Below are 17,775 nucleotides of genomic sequence, written 5' to 3' on the forward strand. Positions count from 1 at the left end.
ATATTTGCAATATATTTATAATAAGTCTAAATAAAGATACTGGATCAGTTGAAATGCTGAATAACCAAAAAGAAATGATGAAAGGCAAGCTCCCTTAAATTAAGGAACTGCGTTTCAACTACGATTTGCGGTTGATAAACCAATAAAAAACCGGATGGCTGCAACCACCCGGCTAATCATTTGCCGAAAGGCAAACAAACTTCTAACGTCAATTAAAAGTAATGCAAATTAAGAAAAATTTGTTGATCGGAATATTATTTGTTCTTTGCTCAACGGCTTATGCACAAAACCAGGGTTCTATAAGTGGAACCATTCTCGACGAAGCCGGTATTCCCTTGCCCGGTATCGCTGTTAAAATTAAGAACAGCACTTTTGCTACCATTTCAGAAAACACCGGAAAATATTTTATCGGTAAGCTTCCGGCAGGGAAATATGTTGTGGTATTCAGCGGAATTGGGAATAAGACCCAGGACAAAACCATTAGCATTTCGGCAGGAGAGCAGGTTGTTCATAATGTAAAGTTGGCTTCGAGCGAGCAAGAAATGGAAACCGTTGAGGTATTTGGCAGAACAAAGGCCGAAGAAACCAACAGGCAGGCTTTTAATGTTACGGCTATCGATGCCAAGAAGCTTTATAATACCACGCTTGATATTTCCAGCGCACTCGATCGCGTGTCGGGCGTTAGAGTTCGCGAATCTGGCGGTGTCGGTTCTAATTTCAATTTATCGTTAAACGGCTTCTCGGGCAACCGCATCCGATATTTTATCGATGGCATCCCGATGGATAACTTCGGCTCGTCGTTCCAAATTAATAACATCCCAGTCAATCTGGCCGATAGGATAGAGGTTTACAAGGGTGTTGTGCCCATGTGGCTCGGCTCTGACGCTTTGGGTGGCGCAATTAACATTGTAACCGCCGAGCGGGCAGGTAGTTACCTCGATGCATCGTACTCATTCGGTTCATTTAATACACACCGCACAGTAGTTAACGTAGGCACCACTTCAAAGTCTGGTTTCACTGTACAGGTTAACGCTTTCCAAAATTATTCTGACAACAATTATCGGGTAAAGGTTGATGCTTCGGACATTAACACGGGCAAGTATGCAGAGAACACAATACTGAACCGCTTTCACGATACTTATCATAACGAAACGGTAATTGCCAATGTAGGGTTGGTGAATAAATCGTTTGCGGATAAACTCTTGATTGGAATGACCTTGGGGCAAAATTATAAGGAAATTCAAACAGGTGCACGGATGGTTTCGGTTTTTGGCGGTTTCCACACCCGTGGAAATATCGTTATGCCAAGCTTAAAGTACCGCAAATCGAACTTGGTAAAGGGCTTAGATGTTACCCTGAACGCCAACTACAATTTGGGACGTGAAAAAAGGATCGACACAGTTAATGGCAGGTTTGACTGGTACGGTAATTTAAAACCTATCGGATCAAATGGCGAGAGCTCGAGGTCGCTGTATAATTATCGGAACAATAACGGGCTGGTAACAGCAACGGCCAATTATACAATTAGCGATCGGCATAGCCTTGCGCTTAGTAATGTGCTTAACTTATTCGATCGGAAAGGATTTGACGAGTTAAGGCCATTAAACACCACCGATGCGCCGCCGCAAAGAACAAATAAAAATGTTTTGGGATTAGGGTATAGCTATGCGATCAGAGACAAGTTCAGTGCTACGGCATTTGGAAAATATATTTACCAAAACATAGTAACAACAAATACAGGAGTTAACCAGCCTCCCATAAAAAGAGCGGGTTACGGAACGGCTTTGACCTATTTTTTCAACAGAAACGTACAAGTTAAGGCATCTTACGAGCTGGCGAACAGAATGCCGGAAGCGAATGATATTTTTGGTGATTTGGTTAATCAGGAAGGCAATCCGAACCTGAAGCCAGAAAAAAGCAACAACATCAACCTTGGCGTAACCTACGATTTTGCCGTACACAAAGTGCATCGTTTTGGTGTTAATGCCAATGCCATTTACCGTTATGCTAACGATTTTATTTATACCCGCCTGAACCAAAACCAAAGTAAATATGTGCCCGATAACAGGGATGGCGTGCGTACTTATGGTGGCGATGCCGAGGTTAGGTATTCCTATAAAAACTGGTTGAGTGCCGGCGTTACTGCAACTTATCAATTTTTGCAGAACATGCAAAAGGTAGAAGCCGGCTACACTGGAGAAAGCCCCTTATACCTCGATCAAATGCCAAACATTCCTTATTTCTTCGGTAATGCAGATGTTTCGGTATCGCTTAAGAATGTTGGTGGAAAAGGAAACAGTTTAAACCTTGGTTATAACCTGCTTTATGTGCACGAGTTTTATTTATACTGGCCAAGTTTGGGACAGGAAAAGTATAATATTCCACAACAATTTGCGCATGATTTAAATGCCGTGTACAGCATGAAAAACGGGCGCTACAATATTGGTTTGGAAGCCAAGAACATTACGGATGCATTTCTGTACGATAACTTCAGCTTGCAGAAACCCAGTAGAGCATTTTATTTAAACATCAGATATTTTTTCAATAAAAACCACAATTAAAATGAAAGTAAATTTTACAAGCGCTTTTGTAGCATTGGCATTGGCAACAACAATTGTTTCCTGCTCGAAAAAAAGTGATAATCCGGTATCAGAAAATCCGGGCAACTATATTTTAACGGTTACTCCAGTTGCATCAACTGCGGTTGCCGATTATCTGTTAACCGCTAATAACCTTGAAAGTGGAACAATTTCTACCGCGGGTAACGGTGTTGAGCAAGATGGAACGTATAGATATTATGTAACGCACAACAACAAGTTTTTTAGCATGTTGTATGGGCAGGGCAATCCGGGTGCGGTAACTACCTATAATATTTTAGGTGGTAAGCTGAACAAAATCTCGAATTTTCAAACGGAAACGGTTCAAACATTTGCGCCTGTAAACGATGATCTTTTGTTAGTAAAACTTCCGAGGACTATTAACGCAACTGGTGCTACAAATGCTACTTGGTATCAGGTAAATACAAACAGTCTCTTAATTGCTGCCAATGGAGCGCTTGATGCGATGGCGCCTGCTAATAACGGCGAAATTGCGCACTTTAGTTGGTTGCAACAAGTTGGAAACAAGGTTTTTGCGCCCTTCTTTTCTATTAAAAACGGCAGTTTCTGGACTGATCACCCAGATGAGGCTTGGATTGCAGTATACTCTTATCCGGGAATGCAATTGGAAAAAACGATTAAAGATAATAGAACGAGTTTTATTGGTAGATATTTCAGAAATGGTTTAGGCGTGGTAGAAAATGGTGATGTGTATGCGTTCTCTTCTTCGGTTGCTGTAAATGAGAATACAGAAACTGCGGTTGCAACTGACTCGAAACTTACTTCTACGAAACCATCGGCTATTACCAGAATTAAAGCGAACACAACCGAATTTGATCAAAACTATTATTTCAACTTTGAAAATGCTTTACCGGGTTACTACATCACTACTTGGATGTACATTGGCGGAAACAACTTTGTGGCTCACGTTCAGCCAAAATCTGCAAAAGGTGCGTATACCGACGGTACAGAACTGGCTATTGTGAACGTGGTTGATAAATCGGTAAGAAAAGTAACCGGATTGCCAGCTGACATAAAAAGCATTACCTGGAACAATTACACGCCTAAAGATGGTAAAACAGCTTATTTTGGTGTGAACCTAACCAGTGGCATTGGATACATTTACAAGGTGAATGCTGAAACAGCAACAGCAACTCAAGGTTTAAAGGTTGAGGGCGGTACAATAACAGCAGTACAACATTTAGACTAAAAACTATAGCCGCCGCTCAGAGCGATTCGGCTTGTCATTATAAACGCTTTCTTTTAGCAGTTGGGTTCCTTTCCCAGCTGCTTTTTTTTTGCCCGGGTTCCGTCGGTTGAAACCGACGGCAATGAGAAAATTTCATTGCCGTTGACTTCAGTCAACGGTGAGTAGCCTGAGCTTTGTTGGCGTTCTGTGTTTCATCGCTTGGAGATCCTTCGTTGCACTCAGGATGACAAAGAGCCCGCTCCATTTGTCTTTCATTGCCGTTGACTTCAGTCAACGGTGAGTAGCATGACTAAGCCTGTGCTTTGTTGGCGTTCTGTGTTTCATCGCTTGGAGATCCTTCGTTCCACTCAGGATGACAGGGAGCCCGCTCCATTTGTATTTCATTGCCGTTGACTTCAGTCAACGGTGAGTAGCATGATTAAGCCTGTGCTTTGTTGGCGTTCTGTGTTTCATCGCTTGGAGATCCTTCGTTGCTCTCAGGATGACAGGGAGCCCGCTCCATTTGTATTTCATTGCCGTTGACTTCAGTCAACGGTAAAAATGCATAAAAAATGCCCTTAACACTTAAGCTAAGGGCATTTTAATTTTAATTGATTTGGCTTTAAAACGAATAGGTTAATCCACCGAAAATATTGAAACCATTCACCTGATAATATAAGTAACGGCTATAATTGGTGTTTAAGATATTGTTTGCCTTTGCAAAAACCGAAAACTTGTTGTTAATTCTATAATCGGCACCAATGCCTAAATCAACAAAGCCTTTAACGGTTTCTATGCGTTCTATACTTGTGTTTGGCACAACATATTGCAGTGGATTAACAGGCTCAGCGATGTTTACTTTGGCCTTAACATCATCTTGAATTACAACAGCTGCATTAAAACTTAATTTTTTGTTGTAGGTATAAACGAAGTTTGAGCTTACCTTCAAGCCTGGTTTAAACCAGGTGTAAGTTTCCGAAGCAGGCTTCCAGTCATCGATGTTCAATTTGCCTGTCCATTTTAACGCATCACTTACCTGAACCGAGATCTCGCCCTCTAAGCCTGTAAGTTTTGTTTTGCCGAAATCGTAAATCACATCGAATTTATTAAAGTCAGTGTAATTATTGATAAACAATGGCATATCGTCGAACTGTTTTACGTAGAACCGAGCTTTGTAGCCAAATCCTGGTCCTCCGGTACCTTTAATACCGGCGCTAAAACTTAATTTTTCGACCGTATTTTTTACAAGGATATTGCTGTTTAACCATGGGTTTTCGTCTGTAAAACCTTTTAAAGAGTTTCTGTTAACATCGCCTTTAACCTCTCCAAAAACCTGTAAATAATCTGGAATCAACGTGAAATCTGCGGTAACAGCCGGAAAAATTCTCGAGCTGCTATACGCACCAAACTCTTGTACAAAATTGATCCCCGCAGTAACTTTAGCACCCTTAACCTGCAAACGGATATACGGATTTAAACGAAGTAAATTATTGCCTACACTGGTTAGGGCGTCTTTAGTGTTACCAAATTCTGTTGAGGCTGCTAAGCCCAAATTGAGTGAGCTGATGCGCTTATTCAAATACCCGTTAAGTGAAAGATAGCTTTCTTTTGCATCGAACTTATCGCCCCAAAGCGAGCCATTTGCCTTTAGTGCATAGCTCAGTTCGTCTTGATCTTCAGTGAAGTTTTTAACCAGCTCTCCTTCAAGTTCAACAAAAGTTAACGCCTGTTTTTGTGGATTGGGGTTTAACGTTGGGTTTGCGTTATCGATACCATAAAAGTAGGTGCCATTTCGCTCAATGTTAACGCGACCACTCACCGTGTTTTCTTCTAAAATGCTTCTGCCGAAAACACTTAACTCCTGGTGGCTGCTATTTTGCTTATTTAGTTTTCCCTCCTGGCTAAAATGCTTAAAGTAACCACCAACCTGCAATCCTTCATCTTTTCCGGTGTTAAAATAGGCTTCGCCTAATAAAGTGGCTTGAGAACCAAAGGCGCCTTTTACATAATTATTAATTAAAATGCTTTCTTTCTCGTCTGCTACCGCCTGGGCCTGTAGCTTTTGGATATCGCTGTTTAATTCCAGCTTTTTATCGGTAATGCTGTAGTTCAACTTAGCTTTGTAAGTTTTTACATCATCCAAATTCGGACTTCTCCTTAACTTCACAGCTTCTGCCAAAATCGGTTTATAAGGCCGAACAACCTCAATTTCTTCGTTAACCGCGGCTTTTTCCTCTGTTTTTTTGTCTTGCGCCTGAACCGAAGATAATCCAGCAGCTAATAAAAATAGTGTACTGTATATATATTTAATCGACTTCATAATTCTACTTCTTCTGGTTTAGTTTTTCTAGTTTTTCTTTGGCAGTTGGGATAATGTCATCCTTGCCTTCGTAATTATCAATGATGCTGAGAAGTGTACTTTTTGCCTGCAAATTATCTTTTAGGGCTACATAGTTATCTGATAGCAAAATAAACGCTTTCGCTACCCAATAATCGTAAGAAGCCATGTTGTTAATCAAATCGAAACAAGTTTTTGATGATGTTTTGTAATCGCCCTTGTTGTATTCAATTAAGGCCAAATTGTATTTAGCTTCGGCCGCCGCAATGGTTTTGGTCTTCGCTACCACGTTTTTGAACTCAGTAGTTGCCGTTGTGGTATCGCCTTTTAACAAGTAAGCCTTGCCCGCAAATAAGCCTGAGCTATTTTTCTCTTCTTCCGATGCTTTCTCAGATTCCTTGGTCAATTGCGCATACTTTAACATATCATCGGGCATGTTCAACGCAGTATATGCCTTTAATAAATTGTTGATGGCGAAGCTGTAATGCGATTTATAATCGGTTGTTGTTTCTAATCTTTTCAGGTAAACAATTGCTTCGTTGTATTTCTTTTGATTTAAGAATAATTGCGAAATACTCACCAACGAGCGCTCCGTATAATCACTCGTCCAGTCGTTTAAGATAAACTCATAATCCGGTATAGCCTCATCTGGGCGACCCATTTTAACCAACGATTCTGCCCGGATAAATTTGGCTTCCTTTTCGTGATTTGCCTTCGGAAATTTATCAAAATAAGCATTAACAGCTTGGAAAGCTCCTTCGGCGTCACCTTTTAAATAAAGGTTGTTGGCTGCGGCGAAAACGATATTATCTTGTTCGTTATCAGAATAATTTCCTAGTGGAGTGGTGTTGGCATAGGCAATAAACCCGTTGGCGTCGCCACGATCGACATAAATATTCTTGATCGATTCCATCGCTTGTTTAGCCTCGTCGGTAGTTGGATAGTCGCGAATTACTTTTTTAAACGATTCCAATGCCGGATCAGCCTGATTTTGATTGTATTGAACCAAACCGATGGTAACCAGTGCTTTAGGTACATAACTGCTGCGTGGATATTTTGCGGTTAAATCAACCAAATCCGATTTTGATTTATCAAAATCACCCTTGCTGAAATAAGTATAAGCGGTTTCAAAGCCGGCATCATCGGCATAATTCGAATTCGGGAACTTCGACAGCAGACTTTGCATCGTCGCGATCTTTGCATCATATTGCGTTTCCAAACCCTGAATCATCCCTTTTTGAAAGGTTGCATAATCTTCTGACGAGGTGTGTCGGCTGATGATTTTATTATAGTTGGCCATCGCCTGACCATAACTTTTGTTTACAAAATACGAATCGGCAAGGCGAATAGTGGCATCATCAATCGTTTTTTGGTCTTTATCGTTTCCATCTAAAAATTTCTCAAAGTAGTTGGCTGCTTTGCTATACTTTTCATCTTCGAAAGCTGCATAAGCCAACGCATAGTTTGCAAAGTTGTAAACACCAGTTTTATCGGCATCGGGCATCCGCAGAAACTTTTCGAAAGTGCTCACGGCCTCGCCAAATTTACGAAGCTCGTACATCGATTCGGCCTTCCAATAGGTGTTTAATGCATGGATCTCGTTATCTTCAGGATATTTGTCCGATCTTAAGAACATCGACAACGCATTGGGGAACGCCCGTTCGTTATAAAACTCTAAACCTCGGAAATAGGTTACCTTTTGATAGGCCTCTCTCGCTTCCAGTGTTTTATCGGTAATCGGCTCCAGAATATCAACCGCCGCCTGATAGTTTTTGGTGGTTAATAAAACCTCACCGAGCAAAGTTTTGGCTTCGTTGGTTTTCCGCGATTTCGGGAAGGCTTTTAAAAATCCTTGCGTAGCATCTAAAGCTTGTTGGTGGAAGTCGAGCTCGTAGCTTAACTTCGCGTAGCTTAACCAGGCTTCTTCTTGTATAGCCTTATCAAAATCTAAACGCGATGCCCTAAAAAACGCACTTTGGGCCTTTTGCTTATTGCCCAACTCGATAAAATCCTTACCTAAAGTGTGCATACCGTTTTGAAGATAAATATCGTCGGTATTCAGTTTCTCGAGCACTGCTACAGATTCCTTGTATTTTTTGTTTTGGTAGAGCGAATAGCCGTACTGGTAAATAAACAAATTGTTTTTAGTCTCACTTTTATCTTTTGCGTAAAATTCAGCGAAATACTTTTCTGCATTTTTAAATTCCGATTTTGCGAAGTATGATGCGGCAACCAAGCTCAACATTTCTGGCTCAAACTGCTGTTTCGTTTTCTGGATAGATTCCAAAGCATAGCTAATCACATCGTCGTAGCGCTCATCTAAATAGTACATCGAAGTAATATAATATGGATAACTCGCTTCGTAAGTAGGAGAACCTTTCAGTTTTTCGAAATTGGCTAATGCCGTTTTGTACTCTTTGTTTAAGTAGTTGATGTAAGCAAAATAATAGGTAGCGCTTTCTTGAAAGTCGCCTTTTTCTTTTTTAACCGTTTCAAATAAAGGTTCTGCTTTTTCATAATCCTGTAATTCGAAATAAGCATAGCCTTGTTTAAACTGATATTCGTTACGTTGTTTTCCGGAAAGGGTAGAAGGGTCGGTTTTCTCGAACCATTCTAATGCCTTTTTATAGTTTTTCTGGCCAAAATAGGTTTTTCCTACGTAAAAGTAGGCCAGTTTAGTGTTCGGATTTAAAGGGTAATCGCGAATAAAAGCCTGAAAGAGACTTTCGGCGTCGCTGTTTGTTAACTCAAGCGCACAAACGGCAGCATAGAACTTTGCATTTTCCTTTAATAATGTTAATTCGGCGTTGCTCTCTGTTTGGGTCGAGGGCTTATTGCGTTGTTGCTCAACGAGTTTAAACTGTTGTGCTGCTGCCGTATATTTTTCCTTTTCTAATAATTCTAAGCCAGTTTGGTAGTTTTTGTTGAGGTTTTGCACTGCGCTAACCTGCGCATAAGTGGTAAAACTTCCTGCCAATAATAGCGGAACTAATAAGTATTTTTTCTGCATCGGTTTCAAATATGGTTGGTACGAAATTAAAAATAGTAACCATGTTTATCAACAGAAGTAATTAACATCTGTTAATAACACCATTAAACGAATGGTTTTTTGAATTGGTATGGAAGGTTATACGATTGTGGAAAAAAGGGTCAATGATTCATTTGTTCACTGGTTCGTCGGGTTATAATAATAACCGTTTAAACTGGTTAATTGTTGAATTGCCCGATTGTTGTATCGCTTTAACCAATGAAACAATTATCGATAATCAAAATGCTAGTCATCGGATGAATATAGCAAACGGGCCAGGTATTCATCCGATGACGAAATAATGAACTAACCAGAAATTAACTAATGAACTAGTGAAACCAATGAACAGTTTACCCCTGACTTGCCAGTAAATACAGCACCGCCATCCTGATGGCTACGCCGTTTTCTACCTGCTCCAAAATGATCGATTGTTTGCTGTCGGCTACATCGCTGGTAATTTCAACTCCGCGGTTTATAGGGCCTGGGTGCATGACCACAATTTCTTTGTCGAGGTTATCAAGAATTTGTTTATTCAGGCCGTACATCATGGCGTACTCCCTCAATGACGGGAAGTATTTTATATCTTGACGCTCCAGTTGAATACGGAGCATATTGGCCACATCGCACCAATTTAATGCTTTGATTAAGTTGTGCTCTACTTTTACACCAAGTTGATGAATATGCTTTGGAATCAGCGTTGTCGGTCCGCAAACCATCACTTCAGCACCTAATTGTTGCAGACAGAGAATATTCGAAATGGCGACCCTGGAGTGTAGAATATCGCCCACAATTACTACTTTTTTTCCAGCTACGTCACCCAGTTTCTGGCGGATGGAGAAAGCATCTAACAATGCCTGCGTAGGGTGTTCGTGGGCACCATCGCCGGCATTTACAATTTGTGCCTTTACGTGCTTACTTAAAAATTGACCTGCACCTGCATAGGGGTGGCGCATGACCACCATATCCACTTTCATTGATAAGATGTTGTTTACCGTATCAATCAGTGTTTCGCCCTTGCTTACCGAAGAGGAAGAAGCTGCAAAGTTTACAACATCGGCAGAAAGCCTTTTTTCTGCAAGCTCAAAAGAGAGTTTTGTTCTGGTAGAATTCTCGAAAAAGATATTGGCAATAGTAATATCGCGGAGTGACGGCACCTTTTTGATGGGCCTGTTAATCACTTCCTTAAAATTATCTGCAGTTTCGAAAATTAATTCAATATCATTCCGGTTAATATCTTTAATGCCTAAAAGATGTCGGGTTGATAGTTTTTCTGCTGCCATTTCTTATTTATTGTTTTCGGATAATAAAATCACTTTATCTTCATCCCCTTCGCTTGCCCAGGTAACCTTAACCTGCTGAGAATTTAAACTGTCTACATGCTGGCCTATATAATCGGGCTCAATAGGTAGGTGCCTGCTGTATCGGCGGTCGATTAAAACCAACAACTCAACCTTTTCAGGTCGTCCGTAGGCCAGTAACGCGTCAAGAGCAGCCCTAATTGTTCTTCCCGTCCAGAGTACATCATCAATAAGCACCACTTTTTTGCCTTCAATGATGAAGTCGATAGAATTGCTGCTTGCTGTCAGCGGACTTTCCTTTCTTCTAAAATCGTCGCGATAAAAGGTGATATCGAGGTTGCCCTTTAAAATTTGTTTGGTATTTAATATCGTTCCAAGTTCCTGGTGGATGCGATCGGCCAAAAAGATTCCACGCGGCTGAACACCAATTAAAACTGTATTTGCAAAATCGTCGTGGTTTTCAATTAATTGATGGCAAAGCCTCTTAATTGTAATTTGAATTTTTTGTCCGTCAAGAAGTGTTTTCTTTTGCATTGAAGAAGGATTGGGCAAATATATAAAAATGTTTTAAGGTTGGAAAGCTACGGTTAAAATTAGATGGTAGTTAAGCCCAGATATCGTTTTCTGACGTGAGAATAATTGGTTTATCGCCCGTAATCAAAATTGTGTGCTCGTGCTGTGCAACATACCCGCCTTTGTTTCCAGTAAGTGTCCAGCCATCGTTCTCAGTTTCGGCAATACTTGATGCCGTCGAGATAAAAGTTTCAACAGCCACGGTTGTGTTTTTTCTAAACCTGTCGTGGTTAAATCTATCGTAAAAATTGGCAATCTCGTGGGGCAGCTCATGTAGGCTTCTTCCAACCCCATGCCCGGTTAAGTTCTTAATTACGCGGAAACCAGATTTTTTTGCCTCTGTTTCAATCAGTCGGCCAATCTCGGCTATCCGAACGCCGCCCTTGATATTGTTGATGGCTTTCTTCAGGATCTCTTTCGATGCATTTACCAATATGTTGTGTTTGTTTATATCTTCGCCCAACACAAACGAACCTCCATTGTCTGACCAGAAGCCATTTAACTCGGCCGACACATCAACATTTACCAAATCGCCTTCTTTTAAGATCTTTGTTTCATTCGGAACACCGTGCGCAATCTCGTTGTTAACGCTGATGCAAGTCCAACCTGGGAAATTGTAGGTTAAACGAGGGGCAGATTTTGCGCCAAGATCTTGCAGTATTCCTCCGCCAAAATCGTCAAGTTGCTTAGTCGATATTCCTGGTTTTGCAAAGTTGCGCATTTCCTTTAAGGTATAGGCTACAGCGCTACTCACGGTTTGCATGCCGATTAATTCTTCTTCTGTAGTGATTGACATAGATTCAAATTTTAATGCGAAGATAGAGATTTACATATTAATTAATAAATTACGTACTTTAGGAGCATGATGCCGCATAAGCCTGTAATTTTTTTTGATGGTGTTTGTAATCTCTGTAATGCGTCTGTTCAGTTCACCATTGAGCATGATAAAAGAGATCTTTTTAGGTTTACCGCTTTACAGGGCGAGTATGCGCACTCGATTTTGCCAAAATTTAATGTTAATGTAAGTAAAATGAATTCTATTCTGCTTTTGGAAGCAGATCAACTGCATACCAAATCGTCGGCAGCATTACGGATAGCCAAACGCCTAAGCGGACTTTGGCCGTTGTTTTATGGTTTTATCATCATCCCGAAGTTTATAAGGGACTTTTTTTACGATATTATTGCTAAAAACCGTTACAAATGGTGGGGAAGGCAAGAAAGTTGTTGGGTGCCAACACCTGAGTTGAAGAGTAAGTTTTTGCCGTAGCTAAGTTTTTATCATTTGGGACATCAAAAACACTTACGGTTTTTTGCTTCGTCTTTCAGTTTAAATTTGTCGATTGAGATTGCTTCAGCTCGCTCGAATCCAGCTTCGCTACGAATTAGCCCCTTTGGGGCAATGACGAAGTAGCCAGGCATTTCGCTTTAAACTTTGGCAGGCGGTTTTTGGCGTTTCTGCGTTTCATCGCTTGTAGATCCTTCCCCGAAGTGTAGGGACATGCGTTATCATACCATTGACGTTTTTCGTAAATACCATAAAAATCGTCCTTTCGACCGAAGTGCTCCGTAGGAGCTCCTTTGGAGGAGAAATCTTTGAATCTTAGATAGAGATTTCTCCGCTGCGCTCGAAATGACGACCCTTCTTAGGAACATTGTTCTGAAAAACGACGTCACTTATATTGACTTTCTCCTAAAATATTAAAACTACCATTGACGTTTCGTCATTGCGAAATCGATTTTTCATCGATTGAAGCAATCTCATTAGCGCTTTTCGTGCAGAATAGATTGCTTCGTGCCTCGCTACAAAGTAGCCCCTTTGGGGCAATGACGACCGCTTTAAAAAACGTCATTCATATTGATTTTTTCCTGAAAAATTAAAACTCAGGATGACAGGTTGGCTAGGCATTTTGGTTTCAGCCTTTTCACTTTTTATCTTCGGACTTCCGGTCTTTCCGACTTTTGGACCCTCTTTAACCCACGCTTCAGCCTTTATTCCTGGGTTTCCAAAGCCAAAGTGACAAAATAATTAACGGGATGGATATGCTAAGCGCAATTACAATGTATATTGGCTTTTGCTTTACAATTTCGGGTTCGTTTGATAAGAAAATGACAACCGTTTCTTTAATAGCAAACAGCGTGATTATTGTACTAAGAACTGCAAGGATTTTACGCATCATTAAATTTTGAAGCAAAGATTGGATTTATTTTCGGTGTAAAGTGATTGATTTAGCTAAATATTGTCAATGAGGTTAAAGGTTTCGTTTACTCAAGATACCTTTTTGAGTAAGTTATTCCCATCAAATCGTACCGTTTAAATTGCGTTTTTAAACGGTTCAGGAAATCGGGGTAATTACGCTTTTCTTTCGGACTCCACAAGATTTCGCTTAGCGCATCCAACCTCGGAAACAGCTGGTACTGCACCTTTGCGGGATTGGTAATGTATTCACTCCACAAGCAGCCCTGTCCGCCCCAAATATACTTGGCCTGTTGCGCATTTAACTCTGCCGGAATCGGTTCGTAATTGTAAACATCGATTAGTGGAGAGGTTTTTCTCGCCGTTAGACTATCTTCTTTTGCAAATTGAGCATGATTGAAATAAACTTTATCCTCGGGCGTCATGATGGCTTTATGCCCTTGCTTGGCCGCTTCAATGCCACCCTTTTCGCCCTGCCAACTCATTACAACAGCATTAGGGGCCAAGCCACCCTGTAAAATCTCATTCCAACCGATAATGGTTTTCCCTTTACTGTTTACAAACTTTTCTATCCGATGGATGAAATAGCTTTGTAGCTCGCTTTCATTTTTCAGTCCGTTGTCGCTCATTATTTTTTGCGAAACAGGGGAGGCTTTCCACCAAACTTTCGAGGCCTCATCGCCACCTATATGAATATATTTTGACGGAAATAAATCCATTACCTCTGTTAAAATATTTTCCAGAAATTTAAAAGTAGTATCCGATGCTTGTAATACGTTGTTGTATTTGTTCATCATGCCCCAGGTTTGCGCTACTTCATATTTTTTGTTGGGTTCTGTACCCAATTCGGGGTAGGCCGCCAAAACGGCCATGTTGTGCGCAGGCATTTCAATTTCAGGAATGATGGTAATGTAACGCTTGGCTGCATAGGCCACAACATCCTTAATTTCTTCTTGAGCATAGTAACCACCGTAACGAATTCCGTCGGTTTTAATCACTGCATTTTGAGGAGTAATTTTAACGCCGTTTTGTAATACCTGATATTTAATATTCTCGTTTCCTTTTCCCGGCCATAAACCAACGATGCTTCCATTGCGCCAGGCGCCAACCTCGGTTAGTTTTGGATACTTTTTGATTTCGATCCGCCAGCCATGATCATCGGTTAAATGCCAATGAAAATAGTTCATTTTGTGCTGTGCCAAATAATCGATGTATTGCTTTACAAACGCCACATCAAAAAAATGACGGCTTACATCGAGGTGCATTCCACGGTAATCGAAGCGTGGGCGATCGATTATTGAAACTGAGGGAATTTGCAGTGATGTAGTTTTTGAAGTCGGTAATAATTGGATCAGTGTTTGAATTCCGTAAAAAACGCCGGACTTTGAAGTTCCTACAATCGAAATTCCACTGTCTAAAGTATTTAATAAATAAGCATTGTCAAATTCGCTGGCACTGGTATCCAAAATTAAGCTGATAAAGTTTTGATTTGGCACTGCCGTAGTGATATTCAGCTTCAGATTGAGGTACTTTTGGAGATAATCGTTCAAAAAATCAGCTGAATTTCGCAAGCTATCGTTTTGGATTGCGATTTGAGTATTCGCATCGATTGTAAACGGCTTTCGTAAATTATCTAATTTAACATATCCTGGCTGCGGTATAATGTTTACTTCCTGCGCAAAAAGGTTCAAACTGAAAGCAATCGCAAAGAGTAATAAGCTAATTTTCGTCATTATAAGTAAGTTTCCTTTCCAAAAGTAATGATTAAGAAAGAGGAATGGAAAAGCTTTGAAAGAACGAACTGCGATGTTACATAGAACTGAGCATTATCATTCCGTCTAAATCTAGTTGTAGCGTCTCCAATGCTAAAGTTAAGCTTGTCAATTGTCAGTCTGAGCGGAGTCGAAGACCCTTTCTATAGGATAAGAACGAAAAATATTTGTCCTTCGACTCCGCTCAGGATGACAATATTTTTTCGTTTTATCCTTAACTCAATAGCATTGGTAGCGTCTCGCTACGACTTGGCATTGATTCGGTAGTCGAAGTACTATGTCACATTGAACGGAAATAATCGCAGTAAGCCCCCTGCGGGTTCACCTCCAATAAATAAATCGTCATCTCGACTGGAGCGCAGCGGAACGGAGAGATCTGTTATTTAGATTTCTCGGCTTCGTTGCATTCCGCTAAAAATGACGGTAACCTCATAACCAAAAAAAGCTCCCGATTTTCATCGGGAGCTTTCAAATTTATCAGTTAAAAAGACTAGCCTTTTTTAGCTTTGCTTTCTTCGCCTTCTAATTGCGATTTCAACTGAGCCAATACGTCTAAGTCGCCTAAAGTAGATTTCTCTACAGAATCTTTAACTTTCTTAACCGCAGTTACAGCAGCTTTAGCTTCTTTCTTTTTAGCATTTCTTTCTTCTGCTACAGCTTCAGCTTTAACTTCTTCCCAAATACGAGCGTGAGATACAACGATGCGTTTAGCTTCTTTGTTAAACTCGATAATTTTGAAGTCGTTAGTTTCTTCAGCTTTAACCGAAGTACCATCTTCTTTAACCATGTGTTTAGTTGGTACGAAACCTTCTACACCGTAAGGTAAAGCAATAACAGCACCTTTATCAGTTACCTTAACAACTGTTCCCTGGTGAACCGAATCTAAAGTGAAGATCGTTTCGAAAGTATCCCAAGGGTTTTCTTCCAATTGTTTGTGGCCTAAGCTCAATTTACGGTTATCAACATCAAGTTCTAAAACAACAACGTCTAATACATCACCAACTTTAGTGAATTCGTTAGGGTGGTTGATTTTTTTAGACCATGATAAGTCTGAAATGTGAATTAAACCATCGATACCTTCTTCAATTTCAACGAAAACGCCGAAGTTGGTCATGTTTTTAACAGTTGCCTGGTGCTTGCTTCCAACTGGGAATTTAGCAGCAACTTCTTGCCATGGATCGCTCGATAATTGTTTAATACCTAAGCTCATTTTGCGCTCGTCTCTGTCTAAAGTTAAAACTTCAGCTTCGATTTCATCGCCAACTTTTAAGAATTCTTGTGGGTTTCTTAAGTTTTGCGACCAGCTCATTTCGGAAACGTGGATTAAACCTTCAACACCTGGGATGATTTCTAAGAAAGCACCGTAATCTGCAACAGTTACGATTTTTCCTTTAACTTTAGAACCAACTTGAATGTCGGCAGTTAAGTTTTCCCAAGGGTGTGGAGTTAATTGTTTCAAGCCTAAAGCGATACGTTTTTTCTCATCATCGAAATCTAAAACAACCACGTTGATTTTTTCATCTAATGATAATACTTCTTTCGGATGCTCTATGCGGCCCCAAGAAATATCAGTAATGTGAAGTAAACCATCAACACCACCTAAATCGATGAACACACCGAAATCTGTAATGTTTTTAACGGTACCTTCCAATACCTGACCTTTTTCTAATTTAGAAACGATCTCTACTTTTTGGCTTTCTAAATCGTCTTCAATTAACACTTTATGAGAAACTACAACGTTTTTAAACTCATGGTTAATTTTAACAACTTTAAATTCCATTGTTTTACCCACGTAAATATCGTAATCGCGGATAGGTTTGATATCAATCTGAGATCCTGGTAAGAAAGCCTCAACGCCCATGATATCAACAATTAAACCACCTTTAGTACGGCTCTTAACGAAACCGTTAATGATTCTATCGTTTTCAAGAGCCTCGTTAATTGCTTCCCATGATCTTTGAGTTTTAGCTCTTTTACGAGAAAGGATCAATTGACCGTTAGCATCTTCTGGTGCTTCAACGAAAACGTCAACTGAATCGCCAACTTTAAGATCTGGTGTATCACGGAATTCCGAAGTAGAAACTAAACCGTCCGATTTAAAACCTACGTTTAATACTACATCCTTGTTGTTGATTGAAACAACGATACCCGGAATAATCTCACCTTTAGTGATCTGGTTAAATGTTCCGGCATACATATCCTCAAACTTTTTACGGTCTGCATCATTGTAATTACCGAAAACTTTTTCATCAGCATCCCAGTCGAAATCTTCCGTTGGTGTTGCCAATGATGATTTGATCGATTCGATCGAAACTGAATCAGCTTCTGATTCAATAGTTTCTTTTTCAGTTAGGCGTCCGCCTTCTCCCTGAAGCTCAGCTGTTTTTGCTGCTAATTCTTTTTCTGCTACTTGTTTTTTAGCCATTAATTAATTGTCTCCTTTTCCCCTGTTTAGGGACTGCAAAGGTAAAAATATTTTAATTAATAGAAAAGATTTTTTTAATAAATGTTGCTGATTTTAAAGTGATTAGAAAGATAGTTCGGAGTCTTAAGTTCAAAATCTGCGATTGATACACTGAAAATAGCTTTTTGTAACTTCCCTCTTGAGGGTGCTCAGTAATGCTATTAAGTAATGAAAAACACCAAAATATTTATGTATTTCTTTGCCGTCGGTTTCAACCGACGGAATTAAAAAGCAGTCGTTAGGCTTTAGCTGAACGCTCAGCAGTTTTGAAATTTATGTATTTCTTTGCTGTTGGTTTCAACCGACGGATTAGAAGAGCAAT

11 protein-coding genes are annotated in these 17,775 nt (G+C 40.1%); 4 read left to right on the forward strand and 7 right to left on the reverse strand.

Translation table 11 applies throughout. The annotated features are described in order from the left end of the window. Positions 1–221: 221 nt before the first annotated feature. A complete protein-coding gene (locus tag IZT61_RS20120; protein ID WP_196098788.1) occupies positions 222–2,561 on the forward strand; it encodes a TonB-dependent receptor in 2,340 nt (779 codons plus the stop codon). A gap of 1 nt (position 2,562) precedes the next feature. Further along, positions 2,563–3,807: a DUF4374 domain-containing protein gene (locus IZT61_RS20125; RefSeq protein WP_196098789.1), complete on the forward strand. Its 1,245-nt coding sequence runs from the start codon at positions 2,563–2,565 to the stop codon at positions 3,805–3,807. A 601-nt stretch (positions 3,808–4,408) separates the two neighbouring features. On the opposite strand, the gene IZT61_RS20130 is transcribed toward IZT61_RS20125, so the two are convergent. Further along, on the reverse strand, positions 4,409–6,106 hold the full coding sequence (locus IZT61_RS20130) for a porin family protein (protein ID WP_196098790.1): 1,698 nt from the start codon (positions 6,104–6,106) through the stop codon (positions 4,409–4,411). Between the two features lie 4 nt (positions 6,107–6,110). Next, positions 6,111–9,134, reverse strand: a complete 3,024-nt coding sequence (locus IZT61_RS20135) for a tetratricopeptide repeat protein (RefSeq protein WP_196098791.1) — start codon at positions 9,132–9,134, stop codon at positions 6,111–6,113. 143 nt (positions 9,135–9,277) lie between these two features. Here IZT61_RS20135 and IZT61_RS20140 point away from each other — a divergent pair, with 143 nt between their 5' ends. Continuing rightward, on the forward strand, positions 9,278–9,454 hold the full coding sequence (locus IZT61_RS20140) for a hypothetical protein (protein WP_196098792.1): 177 nt from the start codon (positions 9,278–9,280) through the stop codon (positions 9,452–9,454). 48 nt (positions 9,455–9,502) lie between these two features. On the opposite strand, the gene IZT61_RS20145 is transcribed toward IZT61_RS20140, so the two are convergent. The 3 genes from IZT61_RS20145 to map all read right to left on the reverse strand — a co-directional run bounded on the left by IZT61_RS20145 (position 9,503) and on the right by map (position 11,819). After that, complete coding sequence (locus tag IZT61_RS20145; protein WP_196098793.1) at positions 9,503–10,432, reverse strand: aspartate carbamoyltransferase catalytic subunit; 930 nt, start codon at positions 10,430–10,432, stop codon at positions 9,503–9,505. 3 nt (positions 10,433–10,435) lie between these two features. Beyond that, entirely contained in the window at positions 10,436–10,984 is a 549-nt protein-coding gene (gene pyrR / locus IZT61_RS20150) for a bifunctional pyr operon transcriptional regulator/uracil phosphoribosyltransferase PyrR (RefSeq protein ID WP_196098794.1), read from the reverse strand. Between the two features lie 70 nt (positions 10,985–11,054). After that, positions 11,055–11,819, reverse strand: coding sequence for a type I methionyl aminopeptidase (gene map, locus IZT61_RS20155; protein WP_196098795.1), 765 nt, complete (start codon positions 11,817–11,819; stop codon positions 11,055–11,057). Positions 11,820–11,885: 66 nt separating this feature from the next. On the opposite strand from map, the gene IZT61_RS20160 reads away from it, so the two are divergent. Next, positions 11,886–12,290 carry a thiol-disulfide oxidoreductase DCC family protein gene (locus tag IZT61_RS20160; protein ID WP_196098796.1) on the forward strand — a complete coding sequence of 135 codons (405 nt, stop codon included), beginning with the start codon at positions 11,886–11,888 and terminating at the stop codon, positions 12,288–12,290. A gap of 995 nt (positions 12,291–13,285) precedes the next feature. On the opposite strand, the gene IZT61_RS20165 is transcribed toward IZT61_RS20160, so the two are convergent. Together IZT61_RS20165 and rpsA are read right to left on the reverse strand one after the other, a co-directional pair. Beyond that, the gene (locus IZT61_RS20165; RefSeq protein ID WP_196098797.1) at positions 13,286–14,950 is read right to left on the reverse strand and encodes a beta-N-acetylhexosaminidase; all 1,665 of its coding nucleotides are present in this window, start codon (positions 14,948–14,950) and stop codon (positions 13,286–13,288) included. A 529-nt stretch (positions 14,951–15,479) separates the two neighbouring features. Continuing rightward, positions 15,480–17,414, reverse strand: a complete 1,935-nt coding sequence (gene rpsA, locus IZT61_RS20170) for a 30S ribosomal protein S1 (protein WP_196098798.1) — start codon at positions 17,412–17,414, stop codon at positions 15,480–15,482. Positions 17,415–17,775 lie beyond the last annotated feature (361 nt).

This window comes from Pedobacter endophyticus, from assembly GCF_015679185.1.
Taxonomy (GTDB): Bacteria; Bacteroidota; Bacteroidia; order Sphingobacteriales; family Sphingobacteriaceae; genus Pedobacter; species Pedobacter endophyticus.